Annotated in this window: 12 protein-coding genes and 1 pseudogene; 6 read left to right on the top strand and 7 right to left on the bottom strand. The window is 72.7% G+C overall.

Annotation, left to right across the window (positions count from 1 at the left end):
• Genes ACN28A_RS36235 through ACN28A_RS36220 form a run of 4 tightly spaced genes read right to left on the bottom strand, consistent with a single transcriptional unit; the run spans position 1 to position 7,340 of the window.
• Positions 1–4,224, bottom strand: coding sequence for an SAV_2336 N-terminal domain-related protein (locus ACN28A_RS36235; RefSeq protein WP_421403280.1), 4,224 nt, complete (start codon positions 4,222–4,224; stop codon positions 1–3).
• The gene (locus tag ACN28A_RS36230) at positions 4,214–5,176 is read right to left on the bottom strand and encodes an AAA family ATPase (RefSeq protein ID WP_421403278.1); all 963 of its coding nucleotides are present in this window, start codon (positions 5,174–5,176) and stop codon (positions 4,214–4,216) included. The genes ACN28A_RS36235 and ACN28A_RS36230 overlap by 11 nt, the downstream gene beginning before the upstream one ends.
• A 50-nt stretch (positions 5,177–5,226) precedes the next feature.
• A complete protein-coding gene (locus ACN28A_RS36225) occupies positions 5,227–6,996 on the bottom strand; it encodes a trypsin-like peptidase domain-containing protein (RefSeq protein ID WP_421403276.1) in 1,770 nt (589 codons plus the stop codon).
• Positions 6,996–7,340, bottom strand: a complete 345-nt coding sequence (locus ACN28A_RS36220) for a CU044_2847 family protein (RefSeq protein WP_421403274.1) — start codon at positions 7,338–7,340, stop codon at positions 6,996–6,998. Before ACN28A_RS36220 ends, ACN28A_RS36225 begins: the two co-directional genes overlap by 1 nt.
• A gap of 428 nt (positions 7,341–7,768) precedes the next feature.
• Here ACN28A_RS36220 and ACN28A_RS36215 point away from each other — a divergent pair.
• A pseudogene (locus tag ACN28A_RS36215) lies at positions 7,769–8,358 on the top strand (transposase); the annotation flags it as partial.
• 767 nt (positions 8,359–9,125) lie between these two features.
• Here ACN28A_RS36215 and ACN28A_RS36210 read toward each other — a convergent pair.
• Entirely contained in the window at positions 9,126–10,004 is an 879-nt protein-coding gene (locus tag ACN28A_RS36210; RefSeq protein ID WP_421403272.1) for a DMT family transporter, read from the bottom strand.
• 71 nt (positions 10,005–10,075) lie between these two features.
• On the opposite strand from ACN28A_RS36210, the gene ACN28A_RS36205 reads away from it, so the two are divergent.
• Positions 10,076–11,005: a DMT family transporter gene (locus ACN28A_RS36205; protein WP_421403271.1), complete on the top strand. Its 930-nt coding sequence runs from the start codon at positions 10,076–10,078 to the stop codon at positions 11,003–11,005.
• A gap of 6 nt (positions 11,006–11,011) precedes the next feature.
• Here the strand turns inward: ACN28A_RS36205 and ACN28A_RS36200 are convergent, their stop codons facing one another.
• Positions 11,012–12,325 (bottom strand): glycosyltransferase, encoded by a 1,314-nt coding sequence (locus tag ACN28A_RS36200; RefSeq protein ID WP_421403269.1) that lies wholly within the window; start codon positions 12,323–12,325, stop codon positions 11,012–11,014.
• A gap of 267 nt (positions 12,326–12,592) precedes the next feature.
• Here ACN28A_RS36200 and ACN28A_RS36195 point away from each other — a divergent pair, with 267 nt between their 5' ends.
• Both ACN28A_RS36195 and ACN28A_RS36190 read left to right on the top strand, forming a co-directional pair.
• The gene (locus ACN28A_RS36195; RefSeq protein WP_421403267.1) at positions 12,593–13,201 is read left to right on the top strand and encodes a DUF4070 domain-containing protein; all 609 of its coding nucleotides are present in this window, start codon (positions 12,593–12,595) and stop codon (positions 13,199–13,201) included.
• A 52-nt stretch (positions 13,202–13,253) separates the two neighbouring features.
• Positions 13,254–13,880: a hypothetical protein gene (locus ACN28A_RS36190; protein ID WP_421403266.1), complete on the top strand. Its 627-nt coding sequence runs from the start codon at positions 13,254–13,256 to the stop codon at positions 13,878–13,880.
• 152 nt (positions 13,881–14,032) lie between these two features.
• On the opposite strand, the gene ACN28A_RS36185 is transcribed toward ACN28A_RS36190, so the two are convergent.
• Positions 14,033–15,901 carry a glycoside hydrolase family 15 protein gene (locus tag ACN28A_RS36185; RefSeq protein WP_421403264.1) on the bottom strand — a complete coding sequence of 623 codons (1,869 nt, stop codon included), beginning with the start codon at positions 15,899–15,901 and terminating at the stop codon, positions 14,033–14,035.
• 115 nt (positions 15,902–16,016) lie between these two features.
• Between ACN28A_RS36185 and ACN28A_RS36180 the strand changes: the two genes are divergently transcribed.
• The gene (locus ACN28A_RS36180) at positions 16,017–17,039 is read left to right on the top strand and encodes an SDR family oxidoreductase (protein ID WP_421403262.1); all 1,023 of its coding nucleotides are present in this window, start codon (positions 16,017–16,019) and stop codon (positions 17,037–17,039) included.
• 510 nt (positions 17,040–17,549) lie between these two features.
• Complete coding sequence (locus ACN28A_RS36175; RefSeq protein ID WP_421403260.1) at positions 17,550–19,022, top strand: potassium/proton antiporter; 1,473 nt, start codon at positions 17,550–17,552, stop codon at positions 19,020–19,022.
• The last annotated feature ends 87 nt before the right edge of the window (positions 19,023–19,109 follow it).

The raw sequence follows: 19,109 nt of genomic DNA, 5'->3' as shown, positions 1-19,109 counted from the left end.
TCAGCCGGCCGCGCCGTCGGTCCCGTCCTGATCGGGACCGTCCAGCAGGAGTTGCGCCTCCAGCCGGTGCCGCCGGGCCTGCTCGGCGTCGTCGAACCACTCCCAGAGCCGGGCGAGGTCGCCGTGCACGTTGATCAGCAGGCTCCGGGTCCGCCGGTTCGCCGGATCTTCCGCGTGCAGGTCGCCGAGGATTGCGCAGGACTCCGTCAGCACCTCGAGCGCGGACGCGATCCGGCCGGTCTCGGTCAGTTCGGTCGCCTGGTGGCTCAGCGTCACCGCCAGGGTGATCCGGTACGTCCCGGGGTCGGCGGCGGCCAGCCGGCGGTACAGGTCGATCGTGCGGGCCAGCGCGGCGAGCGAATGCTCGTGCCGCTCCAGGTCCCGCAGGTGAACGGCCTCCAAATGGTGCGCGGTCGCCAGCTCGGGGAGGAACTCGCCGGTGGAGTCGGTGGCGAGGTCGCCGAGGATTGCCACCGCCTCGGCGAGTACCGGCAGCGAGAGCTGCGGCGAACCCAACTCGCCCAGGTCGCTGGCGTGCTGGACGAGCGCCCTCGCCAGCATCGGCCACGACCGCGCCGGGTCGCGGCCGGCGAGCAGCCGGTACGCCGCGACGGCCTCGCTGCTCGCGTCCACCGCCGCGTCCCGGTCACCCCGGGCCCGGTGCACCGAGGCGAGCACGCCGAGGGCGGCAGCGAGATCCTCCTCGTACCGCTGACCGCCGGAGCCGACGAGGTGCCGGCTCGCCTCCACCGCGGCCGCGGCCGAGTCGGCCGCCTCGGCGAGCCGGCCGACGCCGCTGGCCAGCCGGGCGTGCACGGTGAGCGCGGCGACCATCTCCGGCAGGTACCGGTTCGGCCAGGCGGTGTCGAGCCGCCGGTACTGGTCGACCGCGCGGGTGGCGGCGCGGAGCGCTTGCACCGACATCCCGGCCCGGATCAGCAGGTCGGTCTGGGCGTCCAGGCTCGCGGCGAGAGCGGCGAGCGCCGCCGGAGAGACTCGAGTGCCGGCGCTGTCGACGATCCGTCCGCGCAACTCCACCTCCTCGGCGACCGGATCGAGCGCCTCCCGGTCCCGACCGAAGCCGCGCAGGCACTCCCGTTGCTGGTGCAGCGCGTCGGCCAGCCGGGGCAGGTGCCGGTACGTCGCCTCGGCGAGCCGCCGGTAACCCGCGACCAGTTCGGCGGCGGCGCGCGGGCGCTGGCCGGCGAAGACCGCCGCGTCGTCGTCGAGCCCGTCGGCGATCGCATGGAGCAGGGCGAGCGGCGTGTTCGGGTCCCGCAACGGCGCGCGGACCCTGGCCAGCAGGGCCGGCGGCACCGCCGGCAGCCGCTGGCGGGTCTCCCGCAGCAGGGAGGTCACCCAGGCCGGTCGGGTGACGGCGGCCGTCCAGACGTCCTCGGCCAGCTCAGGATAGCCCGCGCACGCCGGTCCGAGTAGCGCCAGGGCCCGCTCGCCCTGCTCGGGGTCGAGGTGTGGCAGGGCGTTGCTGACCAGCGTACGGTCGCCCAGGACCGCCGAGAGGACCAGCCGCTGCCGGACCGCTTCCGGCTCGACCGGGCCCCAGTAGCGGCCGGGGCCGCCCGGATACAGCTCGTGCAGCCAGGTGGCCAGCCGGTGCACGGTGGCCTGGTCGGTGCCGGCCGCTGGCCGGCTCCGCCGTACGACCTCGTGGGCCTGGACGGCCGAGCTGGCACCGTACAACGCGGCGGCCGCCACCAACCCGTCGAGCAGTGCCGGCGACGGATAGGAGATCTGCGCGGCGATCGCCGTACGCTCCCAGTACTGGCGCTCCCGGCCCAGTACCTCCCGTACGACGCCGCCGAGGATCGCCGCCGAGGTGTCCGGCGCCAGCTCGGCGAGGAGCAGCCGCAGGGCGAGCAAATGCAGGTTGAGCGGGGAGCCGAACCGGTCGTGGCGCAGATCCGGGACGGCCAGCCGGAGGTCCGGTTCCCCCGGGTGCTGCGCCGGGCCGGTCGTCGGCAACGCCCCGGCGAGGTCCCGCACCGCCTGCCGGAAGGCGTCGCCCCGTCCGGCCGGGTCGGTCGGGAACGGCGGCAGAACCTCGACCTGGGCCTGCCGGAGCAGCCCGGAACCGTCCCGGCGGCACAGCTCCCGCCACCAGTCCCCGGCCGACCGGGCCAGGACGAGCAGCCGGACCCGCGCGCCAGGTACGGTGCCGTGGCCGGCGAGGTCCAGCACGGCTTCCGGAAACGCCTCGGCCCGGTCGGCGACGACGAGCACCCCGTCGGGGTACGACCGCCAGGCGCCGGCGGCGTCGGCGACCCGGTCCCGGGGCAGCAGAAACGTCCGCCACCCGGCCCGCAGCAGGCGCCCGACGAGTTCGAGCGCCAGCCGGGTCTTCCCCCGGCCGACCGGGCCCGTGACCAGCCGGACCGCCGGCCCGTCACCCGTACACCAACGCTCCAGGTCGGCGATCTCGGCGGCACGCCCGTGGAACCGCACCACCGCGCGCTCCGGAGCGAGCAGGTCGTCGACCGGTGGTACGGCCCCGGCCGTGCCGCCCTCGACGCCGGCCCCGGCTTCCGGTCCGGCCCCCGGCGGTTCGGCCCTGGCACCGCCCGCCCGACCGGCCGTCCGATCCGATTCGGTCTCCGGCGGCGGGGCGACCGGGCTGCGTAGCGGGTTTCTCGACCGGTCGAGGCAGTCCCGGCCGATGCTGCTGATCACGGCGAACGGGACACTGTCGGCGCCGATGACCTGCTCGCCGGCACCGGGCGTCAGCGCCGTGAATCGGTCCCGCGCCAACGACATCCGGGCCTGGACCGATTGCGAGATCCGCTCCAGCAGCTCGCCGGCGCGGGAGACCTCAGGCCGGGTCAGCGAGTCGAGCAGGTGCCGCTGCACCCCGTCGACGAACTGGTAGTGCCCGGCGCCGCCGTCGACGACCCGCAGCAGTCCGCTGAGCAGCACCTCGGCGAGGTGCGCCGGGAGGGCCGGCCGGAACATCGACTGGTGGATGTGCCGGATGACGGGCAGGTGCGGCTCGCTCATCGCGACGTAGGCGGCCAGCCGGAACGCCTGCGGCGAGGCCACGGAGCGGAAGTACCTGACCCGTTGCAGCGGGCTGGGTGTCGAACTGGTGCGCGGCACCATCCGGTCCACCCGATGTTCGGTGACCACCGTGACGGCCGAGGTGACCGGTGCCGAGCCGGCCAGCATGCCGGTCCAGCGTGCGAGCCAGTCGCCGGAGATCTCCAGTACCGGCATCAGCGTGCCCGGTGGCACGCGCATCCGGTCGAACGACGTGAACCTGAGGTCGGTGTTGGGGGCACCCGGCCGGGGCAGCGCCAGGCGGCCGGGGATCGTCCGGGCGCCAGTACGGGCCCAGAGACGTTCGGGCAGTGGTTGCAGGATGGTCACCGGGCCGTGCCGTCCCCAACGGTGCAACAGCGAACCGGCGGCGCCCAGGTGCCACATCCGGTCGACACAGTCGCTCAGCACGAAGACCACCCGGCGGCCGTTCGGGTTGACCAGCTCGGCCGGGCTGCGCTCCTCACCCGTCCAGGTCGACACGACCGCGCGCCGCCCCCGGTCGACACTGGTCAACCGCCAGCTCGTGATCCGGTGGAAGGCCCCCGACCCGGCGAACGAATCGGTCACCTCGGTCGCGAGCTGGCGCCAGATGGCCATCGAATCCGTGCAGTCGACGACCACGGCCGCGTCCAGCCACCGTTGCGTCGACGGCCGCAGGACCGGCGGCCAGGTCCGGCCCGTACCCGGGTGGTCGGCGACGAACCGGGCGGTTGCCTCCTCGTCCAGCACATCCATCCGGGACGACGGCACCCGTCGCATCAGCGGACGTAACGCCCGCTGGAAGTCGCGCCGGTCGGGCAGGGCCGCAGTCTGCGGTACCCGCGCCTCGACGGCCGACGAGCCGGGCGGGTCGGGGTCGTCCGGCACGCCCGGCGTGGGTCGCTCCGGCCCGGCCGGCCGCGAATGCAGGGCGGTCTCGTCCACCGTGACGGCGTCGAGCGGCGAGCGGCCGGGCGGCGCCGGCAGCTCCTCCGGTTCGACCGACCCGTCGTCGGGCGGGTCGACCGGCGCGGGCAGTGCCCCGGGCGCCGGTTCCGGGCCGGTCTCCCGCCCCGGTGGCCTCCGGTCGCCGGCCAACTGCCGCGCCAGCCAGAGCGTCTCCGCGAGTTCCCGGGCGGTCGGCTCGCCGCCGACCGCCGAGATGACCCGCCGAAGCCGCTCAGCGGTCATCGGGCCTGCGGGTGAGGTAAGCCATCACGCTCCGGGCGAGCTGGCGCCGGTCGACCCCACCGGAGCGACCGGCCCGGTCCGTCAGGTAGATGGCGTTGAGCAACTGGTCGGTGGCGAGTTCGCCGGGGTCCCGGCGGTCGAGGAACTCGTCGATCAGGTCGGCGCTCTCGTCGGCGATGTCCGCTAGGTGGGCACCGACGATTTCGTTGAGTTTCGCGCCGTCCGGCTGCGCCAGCGTTGCCTGGATGCATCGGCGCAGGAAGGCCGGCGGAAATTCCCGCTCGTCGTTGCTGGTCATGATGACGATCGGGAAGCTGCGGCAGCGTACCCGACCCTCGTGCACCAGGACCCGCTCGGTGCTGTCGGCCGTCATGACGTACGCGTCGGCGGCCTGTTCGGCCTGCCGGACGAGTTCGGGGATCTCGTACGCCCCGTCCTCGAAGATGGTCAGCAGGTCGTTGGGCAGGTCGAGGTCGCTCTTGTCGATCTCGTCGATCAGCAGGACGCGGGGCCGCTCTCCCGGCAGCAGGGCCGTACCGAGCGGACCGAGCCGGATGAACCGGCCGACGTCCTCGTCCGCCTTCTCCGGCTCCTCAGCCCGGCGACTCGCCCGGTAGAGCCGGGCCAGCGGGTCGTACTGGTAGAGCCCGTCCCTGACTGCGACCCGGCTGGTGATGTTCCAGCGCAGCACCCGGCCCAACCTCAACTCGTGGGCGATGGCGGTGGCCAAGGTCGACTTGCCGGTGCCGGGGCGGCCCGTGACCAGCAGCGGACGGCGCAGATAGAGCGCCGCGTTGACCAGTTCGACGATCTCCCGGTCCGGCCGGTAGTTCTCGCCGCTGCGCTGTTCCGCGTCCGTTTGGTCCACCCACGGTGTGATCGGCTCGGCCTCCTCGTCGAAGACCCGCCACGGCGGCGGTTTCGGCAGCTGGTCGATCGAGTCGTGGGGCACGCCGGTCCCCTGATAAATGCACCAGGCGGGCACGTCAGGCAAGGCAACTCCTACTCGGCGAATTCCAGCGGCGGTGGTGTCGGTCGTCGCCGGTCGTACCACAACAACGACACGCCGCACCCGGTGCCGTCGCCGCCGAGCCTGGCCCGCAGCAGCCGGACCTTCTCCGGCAGCGCGTCGACCGCGACACCGTGCAGCTTCCGCTCGGCCGTGCTGTGCAGCTCGACCCCGAAACACGGGTTCGCGGGGTCGAGGTGGTCGTCGGGGCAGGGGGAGCGCTGCCACAACAGCACCGGCACCCCGTTGGCCACCGCCGAGTCGATCCGCTCGTCGCTGGCCCACGGGCCGGTCAGTCCGAGTACGAGTGGGTACTCCTCGCCCCACAGCCAGGCGTCGAAGCCGGCCATGCTCTCCGGACTCCGACAGTGCCGCCACCGCATGACCGCGTCGAGGGTGCCGTCCAGCTCGCCCAGGGCGTTGGCGCGTTCCTCCAGTTCCCGCGGCTCCGGCTCGTAGAACCAGGTGAGGTCGCGTACGACGACCGGCCACCGCCAGCCGAGCATCACCCTGTGCTGCGGCTGTGTGCGCCACTCGTCGACCGGCATGGACAGCAGTCCCCGGGGCAGTACGAACTCGACGGTGACGGGCCGCTTCCTTGGCAGCCTGGACAGCGCCTCCGGCAGGTATCGCTCGACCGTCTGCTGGAGTTCCGCCTCCGACACCGGATCGTCGAAGACCGGCGCGTCGAGGCCGCTCTCGGCCCGCGCCGCCGTCCAGATGGTGAGCTGGCGGGTCTCGCGGCTGCGTGCGGTCGGCGCGATGCGTACGACGATCCAGGACCGCCCGGCCGCGCCACCGTCGCTCTCCGCGACCGGCCCGGACTCGACACCGGGCCAGCCGCCGCCGAACCGGCCCCCGGAGTGTGCGAAGAGGTGCCGGTCCATCCAGGCCAGGATCGCCGTCTTCGCCTCGGGATGCTCGCGGGCGACGAGGTACAGCAGGTCGGCGACGAGCCGGCGGACGTCGCCGACCGGGCAGTGGGTGACGGTGGCGAGTGCCTCCGCGACCGCGAGCACGCTGCTCAGCGCCGGGGAAGCCGCCGGTTGCAGGCCCTCCCAGCGGCTGAACGCCTCGGCATAGAGGCGGGTGACGTCGGCGACCGGAGTCCTGATCGGCTCCAGCGCCGCGCGCAGGCTGCGGTATTCCGCCGGGCTGAACGGACCGAGCCCGACGAGGTCGGCCAGCGGTGGCCAGAAGACGGCGATCTCCTCCAGCGGCAGCATCGCCCCGACCCGCCCGTCGCCGCCGCGGAGGTCCGACGAGGTCACCATGCCCAGCACCTCGTAGCTGCCGTCGACGTAGACCGCCGCTCCGCTGAAACCCCGTTCCAGCGGTACCTCGACGTCGTCGATGGACTTCAACTGGCAGACGCCGTTGCCGAGCCGCGCCGGCTTGGCCCGGAAACCGCTGATGATGCCGGCTTGGACATGCCCTCCGGGGAAGCCGAAGGCGTTCAGGTCGTGCTCGCTGAAGATCTCCACGGCGGAGAACGAGGCGAGCACGGCGGGGATCAACGGGACCGGCTCGGCCAGCCGCAGGAGCGCCACGTCGGGTCCGCCGGACCGCCACTCCCAGTTGCACTGCTGCACCACTGCCGGCAGGTCGACGTGCTGGGTGCCGACGAACGACACCGTTGCCGCGTCGTGCTCGGAGACGACGTGCGCGCAGGTCAGTACGTGGCGGTTGTCGACGAGGAAGCCGCTCCCGCCACTACGCGGATCGGCGACGTCGATCCGGGCGTGCCACTGGGGCCGCGGCATCAGGCCGTGCTGGCCTGACCGGGCGACCCCTCGCGGGACCAGTTCAGCTTGACCGTCAGGTGGCCCTCGGCGGCGGTCTTGGCGAACACGGCACCGGCCTCCCAGTTGAACCGGACGCCAAACTCGATTTCGATCTCGTCGGGGCGGAGCGTGCCGTCCCGGAACACCCCCAGAGCCTTCTGCGCGGCGGCGCTGACGTCCTGTAGACCCTTCTCGAACCGCTCCCGGGCCTCGATGATCGTCCCGTGCCGGCTGACCGGCTGGAAACCGGCTGCCTCGTCGTCGACCTCGACGAAGATCTCCTCCCCGTCCTTGGTCATGATGCGCATCAGCTCACTCGCCATCAGCCCTCCCCACCGGACGCGACCGATCTGAGCATCGACCAACCTGGACAGATCGCGCTATCGGCCATCTGACTGAACCTTCTCCCACCGGAACCGGACGACGCGATCCAGGGTCTCCGTACGGTGGGCGGGGCGAGGGGACCTCGGGACGGGGCGGACGCGGGGTGGCCACCAAGATGGTCCGGCCAGTTGCCAGTACCCGCCGCCGTGCTGGTCCGGTCGGCCCCTACCCGTCCGCTCGGCGGAGCGCCGGACGGTACGCGGTCCGGCCGAGGCAGCGAACCCGGCGGCTCGACGAACTGCGATGATGCACCCATGCCGCTGCCCGCGTCCCTGCTCCTGTACCTGGACCCGCCCGAGGCCGCCATGGTCCTTGCCGTAGACGAGAAGTCGCAGATCCAAGCCCTCGATCGGCCCGCGCCCATAAGGAAGGCATCTTCACCGACCTGAACTACACCCTCACCGGCCTCGTCCGCGACACCACGGCCGCACCATATGCCCCACCGCGTCCATCATGGACACCCAGAGTGTGAAGACCTCCATCAACTTCCCACTGTCCACACGGGGCACCGACGTCGAAAAGAAGATCGTCGGCGGCAAACGCGGCATCATCACCCACACCCTCGCCTGCTGCTCGCCGTCATCGTCACCGCCGCCAGCGCCAGCGACAACACCATCGGCGTGGACCTGCTCGACCAGGCCATCACCGCACACCCCAGCCCACCCTGGCCACGACCTGGGTCGACGCCGGGTTCAAGAATCGCGTCGTCGAACACGGCGCCGCCGTCGGCGTCGACGTTGAGATCGTCACCGAGGACCCGAAAGCCAAGGGCTTCCACATGGTCAGGCGCCGATGGGTCGTCGAACGCACCCTCGGCTGGCTCATGCACCCCCGCAGGCTCGTGCGCGACTACGAAGCCCGACCCAACAACTCCGTCAGCATGATCACTCTCGTTATGATCGACAACCTCGCCAAACGCCTCACCACCGAACCACCCCAACCTGGCGATACGGCTAAACCCACATAACCGACGAACTACGTGAATCAGACGTCCTCTTAGATGTGACGGAGGAACCTCCGCCCCACGGTTTGCGGCCCCGAGGCGGAGGTCTCCGCTCTGGTGTGGGCTCACCGACCGGTCGGTCAGGTGGGCCCACACCCGTTCCCGGACACGATCGCGGCTATCAGCGTCGCGGTCGCGGCGAGCGCCTGAGCGCCCTGAGCGCCCTGAGCGCCAGGACGGTCACCTCGCCTGCCTTCCTCCACCTGTCGGTCTTGGTTGGCCCCGGTTGGTGCGTGGTGTGGCGCACCCATACGGCACGGTCTCCCTCCAGGAGGACGTTCGCCTCCCTCGCGAGATTGGAGGCGGACGTCCCGTCCCATGAGGTTGACCTGGCTTGCCCTCTGCCTGTCTAACGAGTTCCACGAGATGGGGTATTTGTTCGCCGTGACGACTCTGAATGACTACGTCAGGCAGCCCACGCCACCGCCGCCCCAGCCCAGATCGCTGAATGATCCAGTTCAATCGCTGAATGATCCAGGAAGTATCCGCCAGTCGACGCCGGCCGCCGACGATTCGGTCGGGTCACCATCTGGCTGAGTGCGATGGCGGTCTTCTTCCACCGGCAACGACGTCGGCCCGGGTTCCCGGGCAATGTGGCCGCCGGGCCGGCGCCGCCCGGCAGGCCCCCCGCGCTCGCGCTGGCCCGTCAACCCCGGTCTGGGCGGCAAAGGGCCAGCCGGACGTGTCGTTCGGCCGGAACGGCTGCCAGGGCCGGTGCCGGCTACGCCGGCCGGGCGGCCTCTTCCCGCTCGTGCAGCGCCGCCAGCATCGGTGAGGTGTCCAGCAGCACGATGCCGGCGAGCAGTAGCAACAGCCCCGCCCCGGTGACCGTACCGGCTGCCCAGCCGGTACGGACGGACTCCCCGAAGAGCGCGACTCCGATGACCACGGCCACCAGCGGCTCGGCCGCGTCGATCACCGGTGCGCTGGCCGCGAGCGGGCCCACCTGGTAGGCGGTCTGGATCAGCACCAGGCCGGCGATGCTGACCAGCACGAGCAGGTACGTCTGCCAGGCGGTGAACAGCACCGCCGCACCCGCACCGAGTCGGTGCACGGTGACGGCCAGCAGGGCCGACTGGGTTCCCATGGTCAGTCCGGCCGCCAGCGCCACCAACGACGCCCTGGGGCTGCCCGAGAAACAGCGGCTCAGCGTCAGCGTGACAGCGGTCAGCGCGGCGACCACGCCGATTGTCAGCAGCCAACCCCCCGTACTCGCGACCGGCGAGCCGCCGCCCGGCCTGGCGGCGGCGAGGGCCGCGGCCAGGCCCACCGCCACGGCGATCCCACCCGACCACTCCCGCAGCCCGATGCGGCAGCCCCGCAGCCGGGCGGCCAGTGGGATGGCGAAGACGAGTTCGGTGGTCACCAGCGGCTGCACCAGGATCAGTGGTCCGTTTGCCAGGGCGAGCATCTGGAAGGCGTACGACAGCACCGCCAGGCCGAGCCCCACGAGCCATCGCCTGCGGCGGGCCAGGGCCGCCAGCAGCCGGAACCGCATCGCCTCCTCGTTCGGCCGCGCGCTGGCCTCGTGTTGCTGCAGAACGCCGGCCACGGCGAAGCACGCTCCGGCAGCCAGGGACGCGGCGATCGCGATGAGCACCGCCCGATATTCCCCACCCGAGCCGGGGCAATCCGCCAGTTACCTCGCTCGTCGAGCGGGTAGCCGGGCTGGTGGTCTACCTGCTGGCGATCCTCGCGGCGGCGCTGTTCGGCTTCGGCGCCAGCCTCCAGCAGCGGGTGGCCGCCAAGGCACCGGACGACAAGGTGCTGCGCCTGTCGCTGCTCTGGCATCTCGTCCGGCAACGGCTGTGGCTGATGGGTGTGGCCACCGCCCTGGTGGGCAACCTCTTCAGCGGTGCCGCTCTCGGCATGGGCGGGGTGGCGCTCGTGCAGCCCCTGCTGGTTACCAGATTGATCTTCGCGTTGCCGATCTCGGCGCACTGGAACCGGCGCTCCCTGCACCGGCGGGAGTGGCTCGGCGTGCTGGCCGTGGTCGCCGGTCTGGCGGCCTTCACACTGGCCGGCCGGCCGAGCGAGGGCGAGGAGGACCTGTCCGGAGCTGGCCCGCTGTGGCTGCTCACCGGCGGCGTGATCCTGCTGGCCGTCGTCGGGCTGGTGGGCGTCGCCCGCCGGCTGCGGCCGAGCAGCGAGGCGCCGGTGCTGGGAGCCGGTGCCGGAGTGCTCTTCGCCCTGCAGTCCGGTCTGACGAGCGTGGCCGTCGACCGGTTCAGCCGGGACGGGCTGGTCGCGTTGCTGCTCACCTGGCCGACGTACGCGGTGGTGGTCGCCGCGGTGACCGGCACGCTGCTCGCGCAGAGCGCGTACAAGGTGGCACCGCTGCCGGCGTCGTACCCGCCGCTCGCCACCACCGAACCGCTGGCCGGGATCGGCATCGGGCTCGGCCTGCTCGGCGGCACCCTGCAGGTGACCCCGCTGGCGGTGGTGGTGGAGATCCTCGGGCTCGGCACGATGGCCGTCGGGGTGTTCGTGCTGGCGTCCTCACCGCTGGTCACCAGCGCGCACCACGCCACCGGCCGGCCGACACCTGACGACGCCACCGTCGAAGCCCACGAGGAGGAGCGTCGGGTGGAACGGGGTTGAGCGCCGTCACCGGTGGCGGGCCGGTAGCTCGGCTCCCGGCCGCCCGGTGGGTCGGCGGCCTGCCGACCCGACACCCCAGGCCGGCAACAGGTCCTCGACGAGCACCGCCGGCCAGGAGCGGTGCCTCGTCCGGGAGGTGTGCGCCGCCTGCTCGCCGATGGACCGGCGTCGTGCCGGCTCGTCCATCAGCCGGGCCAGTTCGAACGCCCAGCCGCGCGGGGTGTCGTCCCGCACCAGCGCTCCGTCGAGACCCGGGCGGGCCAGCCAGGCGGTGGTGCGGGCTCCGGCGGGCAGCAGTACCGGTCGGCCACAGGCCATCGCCTCGGCGACGACGTTGCCCGCCGTCTCGCTGTGCGACGGGAAGGCGAGTACGTCGCCGTCGGCGTAGACGTCGGCCATGCTGTGCTGCGGAACGGAGCCGAGCGGCGTGACCGCGTCACCGAGCAGCCGTGACAGGGCTTTCAGGTCCGCTCCGTCGCCGGCCACGAGCAGCCGGACGGGACGGCCGCCGGCACGTAGCAGTCGTACCGCCTCGCCCACCACAAGCACCCGTTTCGAGGCGTCCACCCGACCCACGAACAGCACGGTGAACGGCCGCACCGGCGGCTGCGGCTGCTCCGGTCCGGGCCGTGGCGCGAACCGGCGGGCGTCGATCCCCCGGCCGAGCAGACCGACCCGCTCGGCTCCGACGATCTGTCGTATCTCCGCCTGTTCCTGCGGGGTGGCCACCAGGACCGCGTCGCAGGCCCGCAGGAAGCGGTCCCGGCGGCGGCGGAGCAGCCTGCCGGCGATCAGCGCGGGGTCGACCCTCGGACCTCCGGCGGACAGCAGGCGCAGCGGCCACGCCGACCGCAGCAGTTGTGCGACGTAGGTGGTGGCGAGGACCGGTACGTTTGTGTGCAACGAGGCGACGAGACGGCCCGGCGGGTGGCGACGGGCGAGGCGCAGGGCGGTCGCGGCGAAGCCGAACATGTGGGTGAGGTGCCACACGTCGTGCCGCGGAAGTAGCTCGGCCAGCCGTGGGTGGTACGGCGTCAGGTCGGTCGCGTCCACCCCGCCGAGACGTCCGGTGAACCTCCCGGTGCCGAGTACCGGCCGCAGGGAGACGATCCGTACCGCCGGGGAAAGTGCGACGACGCTCTCCCGGGATCCGAGCAGATACAGCGTCAGGTCGATGCCGAGGGCGCCCGGAGCGATCGAGGCGGCCGCCTCGGCGAACCTTTCCCAGCACTTGACCTGGCCACCCGCGGGCGGGCCGCCGGCCAGTTCGACAAGGACCGCAATCGATCGGCCGGGTCCGGTGGAGGGCTGAAATGCCACCCGGGGGCATACCCGGGGCGGAACAAATGATTCCTACCCAGGTTTGGCCCGGGCCGGTCCGGGAAGACCGGCGTCCCGGTTCGGGGTCGAATCCGGACGGGCCTGGTGGAGCGCAGACCGGAGCGCAGACCGGAGCGCAGACCGGAAGGAGAGACCGATGGGCAGGAGTCCCGCAGTCAGGTTGCTCGTCGCCGTCGCCGTCGCCGTCGCGGCCGGGCCGGCGGCCGACCTGGTGGACGGCCTGTACCGATCGCGTCGTCAGCAGGCATGCCGGTAGCTTCGCCGACAGATCACGGACCCCGGCCGGCGGAGATCGTCGCGGGCCGGGCGGTAGGCCGCAACCCCCGGCGGGTCCTGCTGGTCTCGCCACGGTACGCCCGCTCCTTCGGCACCCTCGACCACGCCTTTCCGCTGGTGGGCGCAGCCGCGTTCATGCCGCCGCAGGGACTGCTCACCATCGCCGGCTACCAGCCGGCCCGCTGGCAGGTCACGGTGACCCGGGCCGTCACCCCGGAGGCGGTCTACCGGCGCTTCGCCCACCAACTGCGGTACACCTACCCCAACCGGCTCCGTAACCAGCGCCGGCCCAGCCGGGCGGAGTTGTGCCGGGGCCTGGGCGTGTTGGGCCGGATGTTCTGGTACGTCGGGATCCGGGGCAGTTACCGGCGGGTGTTCTGGCGGACCGCATGGCCGCTGTTGCGGGCCGGCCGACTGGAGAAGCTGGTGCACGTCGCCAGCGTCTCGCACCACCTGATCACGTTCGCCCGGGACGTGGCGGCCGGCCGGGCGGAGAAGTCGTTCTACAGCCCCCGTTTCGAGCCGCGCTGGCCTGAGCCGTACGAACCCCCGCTGCGGACACCCGAACACCAGACGTGAGCGCGAGGGCGATCGACCTCTCGCGAATTCCGACAGAAGGGCGGGTTGTGTCATGGCTGCTACCGGTGGGAGTCCGCGTCCGGGACACTTCCCGGACGAGGAGAGCGTCAGCTACCCGACCGCCACCGCGTCCCAGGTCGCCGGGCGGCGACCGCACGGGGACCGGATCAGCGGCGGGCCGGTCTGGGGCGGGTTCGTGGTCGCCCTCGCCGTGTGGATCACTCTGGAGGTCTTCTTCGTCGCGGTCGGAGCCACCGACGTCGGGGGCGGCGACGGGTCCGGTCCGAACAGCGCCGCCTGGTGGTGGTCGCTGGTCGCGGCCGCCGTCGGCCTCTTCGTGGGCGGGATGACGGCCGGCGCCGCCGCCCTGTGGCGCGGGATCTCCGACGGGCTGCTGGTGGGCGTGACGCTGTGGGGGCTCACGGTAGTCGCGGTGCTCATCCTCGCCAGCATCGGCACCGGGATCGGGTTCGGCGCCTTCGGCGAGGTGTACGGCGTGCGCGGGGGCGCCGGGTCGGGACAGGCCGTACCGGCCGACGTGACCGATTCGGTCCGGGAGGCGGCCGCCGTCGCGCTCCTCGTACTCGGCGTCACGGTCGCCGCCGCGGCCGCCGGGAGTGTCGTGGGGGCCAAGGTCTGGCCCCGGCGGGCGGATCGGATGACCGACGCCACCCGCTGACGGCGCCGCCGGTGGCGGCCACGGGGCGCGCCGGTGGCATCGGCGAACGCTGCCCCGGTAGCGCCTCCGGCCGGGGCGACGGGGTAGCCGACGCCCGTGGGCCGCCGGTGAACCTCGCTCGGGTGGTCCCGTTGTCGGGGTCCGCATCCGGGTCACCCGCTGCCCAGCGTCACCGCCGTCTCCAGCAGCAGCGCGTGCACGAACGCCTGGGGAAGGTTGCCGCGCAGCTGCCGCTGGCGTACGTCGTACTCCTCCGTGTACAGCCCGGGTGGGCCGCAGCCGGCGCGGTTGCGTTCGAACCAGGCGCGGGCGAGGACAGGCTGTCCGGCCTGCTGCGTGGCGAGTGCGGCGAGGAAGCCGCAGAGCAGGAAGGCGCCCTCGGCGTCGCCGAGCGGTCGCTCGTCGGGCCGGAACCGGTAGAGGTAGCCGTCCTCGGCCAGTTCACCCAACACGGCCTGGCGGGTCGCGACGCTACGGGGGTCTTCGACGTGCAGGGCCCCGCGGATCGCGGGCAGCAGCAGCGCGGCGTCGATCCTGGGATCGTCGTAACCGCGTTGCCAGCGTCCCGAGGGATGCAGTGCGCACCGTCCGACCTCGGCGAGGATGCGGTCGGCGAGGCCTGCCCAGTGACCGGCCTGCCGGGCCGGCGCCACCCGGGACACCGCCCGCAGCCCGGCGACGCAGGTCAGTTTCGAGTGCGTCCACTGCCGGGGTGAGAGTTCCCAGACTCCGGAGTCCGGCTCGGTCCAGCGCCGCTGGATCGCCTCGACGGCGACCTCGACGGCACGCCAGGCCGGTGGATCGAGACGTCCCCTGACGCTGGCGGCGGCAAGGAGCAGAAGAGCCTCACCGTAGGCGTCGAGTTGGAACTGTTCGCGTACGTGGTTACCGGTGCGCACCTCGCCGCCCGGATAGCCGGTCAGGTGGGTCAGTGGCTGCTGGCCGGGCACGGGATGCCCGCCGGTCGTGTACGCGGGAGCCATCGACGGCCCGTCGGCGAGCAGCCTGGCCCGGACGAAGGCCGCCGAACTGTCGAGCAGCGCATCCGCACCGGCGGCGGCCGCGGCCTGCCCGATGTAGCACTGGTCGCGGATCCAGGCGTAGCGATAGTCGTAGTTGCGCCCGGCGTGGGCCCGCTCCGGCAGCGAGGTGGTCACCGCCGCGACCGTGCCACCACCGGGCTCGGTCATCCCGACCAGAACCGCGTGGGCGAACCCGGCGTCCCGGCCGGCCAATCCGGCGCGCAGTTCGCCGGATTGCTGCCGCCACGCCTGCTCGGTCGCACGCCAGGCGGTGTGCGCGTCCGGTGCCGGTTCCCGGAACGCCTCGACGGAGATTTCCAGCACCAGGTCGCGCTGGCCGCCCGCACGGATCGGGACGACGGCCGCCAGCGGACTCTCGGCGGTCGGCAGCAGTGGCACCTCGCCGCTGCACCGCACGTACAGGTCGCCGCTGCGTCCGAGCCAGGTGTCGTCCGCCCGGCGCAGGTCGCGTAATCCGGCCCGGCCGAAGTCTGCGGCCGTCTCCAACCGGATCGACACCTCGGCGTCGTGGTCCAGCGCCCGGATGCGGCGGAGCAGGACCAGCCGATCCCGGTCACCCGGAAACGCCAGCGCCGCACGGGACTCGATCGCGCCGGCCGGGGTGACCCAGCGACTGTTCCAGATGAGCGAACCGGGTTCGTAGTAGCCGCCCCAGGCATGGCACGGGTCGGACGGGGTGACGACGTAACGGCCGGCCGCACCGAGGAGGCTGCCGAAGACGCTGGGACTTTCCCAGCGGGGAAAACAGAGCCAGCAGATCTCGCCGCCCGGGTCGACCAGGGCGCCGCGGTACCCGTCGGCCAGCAGCGCGTACTCGCGCAGGACGTACGGGGCGTGCGACCGACGGTCAGCCACGGGGTTTCCGTCGGAGCCGGTGCGGCCGCCTCCGCTCGCCTGGCCCGGGACACCCGCCGGTCTCGCCGGCACGTGCGAGCCAGGACATCGCCACCTCCGGCCGGGATCACGGACGCGCCGCATACCCGCTCCGGGCCGTCCGACACCCTCGCGAGGTCGTTTTCTTCCTACCGGAAGGTCGCTTCCTTCCTGCCGATTCGGGTAGAGAGCGTCTGCCAGACGAGACCGAGGAGCCAGCATGCGCCACGAGCAGCCACCCGGCGTCGCGGTGGTCACCGGTGCGAGCGCCGGGGTCGGCCGGGCCACGGTGCGGGAACTGGTCCGCCGGGGCACCACCCGGATCGCCCTGCTGGCAAGGGGCAGCACCGGCCTGGCGGCGGCGGCCGACGAGGTGCGGGCGGCCGGCGGCACTCCGCTGCCGATCGAGACCGACGTGGCCGACTATGACCAGGTCGCCGGGGCCGCCGAGCGGGCCGCCGCCGAACTCGGGCCGATCGACCTGTGGATCAACGACGCCTTCACCTCGGTGTTCGCCCCGTTCATCGAGATCGAGCCGGCCGAGTTCCGCCGGACAACCGAGGTGACGTACCTCGGCTTCGTCTACGGGACCAGGGTCGCGCTGGAGCACATGCTGCCCCGCAACCACGGCACGATCGTGCAGGTCGGCTCCGCGCTGGCGTACCGGTCGATCCCGTTGCAGTCGGCGTACTGCGGTGCCAAGCACGCGATCGTCGGCTTCACCGAGTCGCTGCGGTGCGAGTTGCTGCACGACCGCAGCCGGGTCAGGCTCACCGTCGTGCACCTGCCGGCGGTGAACACCCCGCAGTTCGACTGGGTGCTGTCCCGGCTGCCCCGACACGCCCAGCCGGTACCGCCGATCTACCAACCGGAGGTGGCGGCCCGGGGAATCGTCCGGGCCGCGTACCGGCCGAACCGCCGGGAGTACTGGATCGGCGCCTCGACCGTGGGCACCATCCTCGGCAACCGGATCGTGCCGGGCCTGCTCGACCGCTATCTGGCCCGGACCGGCTACTCCGGTCAACAGACCGGCGAGTCGACGAGCCGGCGCCGTCCGGCCAACCTCTGGCGACCGGCGGACGGCCCCGACGGCCAGGACTTCGGCGCACACGGTTCGTTCGACCGGAAGTCACACAGCCGAAGCTTCCAGGCGTGGGCGTCGCGGCACCGGACGGAGTTGGCCGCCGGCACGCTCGTCCTGGGTGCGGCGGGTGCCGCCCTGAGCCGGGTCGTCCGGGGCTGACCGGCTCTCGCTGGCTCGGTCTGGTCGGTCTCGGCCTCCGGTGGCGACGCCGGCGAGGGCGGCCGGACCGACGCGACTCCGCCGTTTCCTCCGGCCGGCGAGGACCGCCGCGCTCGACACGGTCGCCGACACGCGGAATGATCCGTCGTTGACCGGGTAGCAGGTCCTCCGGAGGTGGATGGCGTGACTCTTCCCGGCCCGACCGGACCCGCCGACCTGGCTTGCCACGGCCGACCGGCCGGCCGCGATCACGACAGACGCGCCGGGCATCCGGCAGCTGCGCCCGACGGCCCGACTCGGCGGGCAGGCGGAGCAGGTGGTCGACGGCGCCCGTGCCGTTCTGTGCCGGGCGTCGGCTGATCCGGCCGGCTGACGCGTCGATCCGCGTCCGGAGGGCATCCCGACCGGGCCGCCGGGCGGCACAGCACGGTCCGGAAGGCGCTGCCGGCCGGCACCCGTGAGAACCACCGACCGCCCCGGTGCGGTCATGGGCAACGGAGGTGGACCGGGTTGATCGGGTTCGCCTGGACGCTCGCCCTGCTGTCGTTGGCCGCCATCGCCGCCGTGCTCTCGCACCGGATCAGCGACCGGTTGCACATCCCCGCACCGGCGGTGTTCCTGCTGGCGGCCGCGGCGGTGTCGGACCTCTTTCCGCGGCTCGCCGAGCTGTCGACCGGTACGGTCCGGCACATCGTCACCGTCGCGCTGGTGGCGGTGCTGTTCAACGGCGGCATGAACATCGGCTGGCGCCGGCTGCGCCCCGCGTTGGCGCCGGTGCTCTGGCTCGGTGTGCTCGGCACGGTGCTGACCGCGTTGATCCTGGCCGGCCTCACCCGCTGGATCTTCGGCCTCGGATGGCTGGCCGCGTTGCTGGTCGGTACGGCCCTGGCGCCGACGGATCCGGCCGCGGTCTTCTCCGTGCTGGGCCGGCGGGAGATCCTCGGCCGGACCGGCACGCTGCTGGAGGGAGAGTCGGGCGCGAACGATCCGGTCGGCATCGCGTTGATGCTCGGCCTGCTGGCGGCCGGTTCGGCCAGTGGCTGGGGAGCGGTCGCCACGGGGGTACGCGAATTCGCCCTGGAGTTGGCCGTCGGGCTGCTCGTCGGCGCGGCCGGCGGGTACCTGCTGGGGTGGGCCATGCGCCGGATCGTGCTACCCGGCGAGGGGCTCTATCCGTTGCAGGTGTTCTTCGCCGGACTTGCCATCTACGGCCTGGCCACCGTCGCCCGGGGCTCGGGCTTCCTCGCGGTGTTCGTGGCCGGCGTCCTCGTCGGCGACGTGCGGGCGCCGTACAAGCGGGAGATCGAGCGGTTCCACCAGGTGCTGGCCAGCTTCGGGGAGATCGTCGCGTTCTCCGTGCTCGGGCTGTCGGTGTCGCTGCGGAGCCTGCCGAACGGGAACGCCTGGCTCGTCGGGCTGGTCCTGGCGGTGCTGTTGACCCTGGTGGTCAGACCGCTTGTGGTCGGGACGCTGCTGCTGCCGGCCCGGCTGCGGTGGGGAGAGCGCGCGTTCGTGGCGTGGGCCGGGCTCAAGGGCGCGGTGCCGATTCTGCTGGGCACGTTCATCCTGACCAGTGACTTTCCGCATGAGTTGCGGCTGTTCGACATCATCTTCGTGGTCGTCGCGTTCTCGGTGATCGTGCAGGGCGGTCTGGTGACCGTGGTGGCGCGGCTGTGCCGGGTACCGATGCGGTCGGTGCCGTTGCGGCCCTGGGCGGTCGGGCTGCGGGTACAGGAGGAGCCGCAGGGCACGCGCCGGTACCAGGTCGCCGACGGTTCAGCCGCGGTCGGACGCTCGGTGCAGGACGTCAGTCGTGACGAGGGTGTCTGGGTGAGCCTGTTGACCCGCGCGGGCGAGGCGATCCCGGTCAACCGGGACACGGTGCTGAGGCCGGGGGACGAGGTACTGGTCACCGTCGATCCGGACGAGCCGGACAGCTCCGGAGCGCTCTTCACGGGCGAGCCCGATCAGTCGCGACGGTGAGCGGTGCGGCCCGGTCCGGCGACGGAGCGCAAGCACGGCACGGATGGGGTCGACGGCGGGCACCCGGCGGTGCTGGAGGGCCGGGGG

Origin of the sequence: Plantactinospora sp. WMMB782 (genome assembly GCF_049179135.1) — a bacterium.
In the GTDB taxonomy this organism is placed as follows: domain Bacteria; phylum Actinomycetota; class Actinomycetes; order Mycobacteriales; family Micromonosporaceae; genus Plantactinospora.
This window is presented reverse-complemented; position numbering and strand designations above follow the sequence as displayed.

Excerpts from the sequence above, each read along its gene's own strand:
- ACN28A_RS36195 (WP_421403267.1), top strand. The coding sequence starts at position 12,593 with ATGCCGGTAGCTTCGCCGACAGATCACGGACCCCGGCCGGCGGAGATC.
- ACN28A_RS36180 (WP_421403262.1), top strand. The coding sequence starts at position 16,017 with ATGCGCCACGAGCAGCCACCCGGCGTCGCGGTGGTCACCGGTGCGAGC.
- ACN28A_RS36220 (WP_421403274.1), bottom strand. The coding sequence starts at position 7,340 with ATGGCGAGTGAGCTGATGCGCATCATGACCAAGGACGGGGAGGAGATC.
- ACN28A_RS36225 (WP_421403276.1), bottom strand. The coding sequence starts at position 6,996 with ATGCCGCGGCCCCAGTGGCACGCCCGGATCGACGTCGCCGATCCGCGT.
- ACN28A_RS36190 (WP_421403266.1), top strand. The coding sequence starts at position 13,254 with ATGGCTGCTACCGGTGGGAGTCCGCGTCCGGGACACTTCCCGGACGAG.
- ACN28A_RS36235 (WP_421403280.1), bottom strand. The coding sequence starts at position 4,224 with ATGACCGCTGAGCGGCTTCGGCGGGTCATCTCGGCGGTCGGCGGCGAG.
- ACN28A_RS36185 (WP_421403264.1), bottom strand. The coding sequence starts at position 15,901 with ATGCGGCGCGTCCGTGATCCCGGCCGGAGGTGGCGATGTCCTGGCTCG.